Genomic DNA, 1230 nt, shown 5'->3' on the forward strand with positions numbered 1-1230 from the left:
CCCAAACCACGGATGACACAGGCAGACAGATGGCGAAAACGAAAGCCGGTATTAAATTACTACGCATTTAAGGACGAAATCAGGCTCAACAACATTACTCTCCCCGAATCGCATTACCACATCACCTTTGTTCTCCCGATGCCACCAAGCTGGAGCAAGAAAAAACGCACAGCGATGAACGGCAAGCCACACCAGCAAAAACCTGATAAAGACAATCTCGAAAAGGCATTGTTAGATGCTGTTTTTGATGATGACTCACGTGTCTGGGATGGTCGGGTGACGAAGGTCTGGGGAGAGAAGGGGCAGATCATTATCAGGGAGTTAGATGCATGACCTTTATTGAACTACACACAAGTACAGCATTGCCGGGGATAAAATAAATGAACCTAGAGAGCGCATTAAAATACCATTTCGCGAAATCCCCTTCATTGACCGATTCATCCAGAGCGACATCCAGTGAAACATTAACAGGCACTGATGTGATGGCGGCCTTCGGGATGTGTCAGAGTAAGGTGTCATTCGGCTACGCCGCGTTTACAGGAAAGATGGGGCTTAGCCGGAACGACAAGAATAAGGCGATCAAACTACTGACTCAATATGGGATGAGGCGGTGTGATAAGGTGGCAGCCTTACGCAAGCTCAGCCCCAAGATTAAAGTCAAAGTCGTGCAAATACTGGCAAAATTCGCGTTTATGGATTATTCGCGCTCTGCGGCTAGCGTTACTGAATGTGAAAAATGCCGGGGTGTGGGGATTATTTACGCCGAAAAGGGAGTAACAAAACACCCGGGCATTATTCGTCAAGATGGCAAAGTGATTATTGAACCCTGGGTTGAAACAGAGCAGGTTGGTGAGCTTTGTCAGAAATGCAATGGGAAAGGATCTGTTTCTTGCGCCTGTAAGGATTGCAAAGGGCGTGGAACGGCAGTGGATCAGGAAGAAACCGAAAGGCAAGGTGTGCCTGTTCGTAAGGCTTGTAAACGTTGCAGTGGTCGAGGATATGAACGAATTCCAGCCTCTAAAGCATTTAGGGCTGTCAGGGCAGTTACTGATGGTATCAGTGTTGCCACATTAGAAAAAACAGTAAAACCATTTTATGAAGACCTCATCCAAGAATGTGAAAGAGAAGAGACAAAAGCCAATAGCATGTTAAAGAAAGTTACCAGTGATTTTGGCGATGTTTGATAATCACAAACGTTTTCGTTTGACAAATTTCCGAAAACTGGGTAAA

At 45.7% G+C, this 1230-nt stretch carries 2 protein-coding genes; both read left to right on the forward strand.

All coding sequences use genetic code 11. The annotated features are described in order from the left end of the window. A partial coding sequence (locus tag Xsto_RS20670) for a RusA family crossover junction endodeoxyribonuclease (RefSeq protein ID WP_099126313.1) occupies positions 1-333 on the forward strand: 333 nt, incomplete at its 5' end. A 47-nt stretch (positions 334-380) separates the two neighbouring features. Continuing rightward, positions 381-1184, forward strand: a complete 804-nt coding sequence (locus Xsto_RS20675) for an antitermination protein (RefSeq protein WP_099126314.1) — start codon at positions 381-383, stop codon at positions 1182-1184. Positions 1185-1230: the final 46 nt, after the last annotated feature.

It is taken from the genome of Xenorhabdus stockiae (genome assembly GCF_002632825.1).
GTDB lineage: Bacteria > Pseudomonadota > Gammaproteobacteria > Enterobacterales > Enterobacteriaceae > Xenorhabdus > Xenorhabdus stockiae.

Bases quoted from the DNA above. Each gene is read 5' to 3' on its own strand.
- Xsto_RS20675 (WP_099126314.1), top strand. From the start codon at position 381: ATGAACCTAGAGAGCGCATTAAAATACCATTTCGCGAAATCCCCTTCA.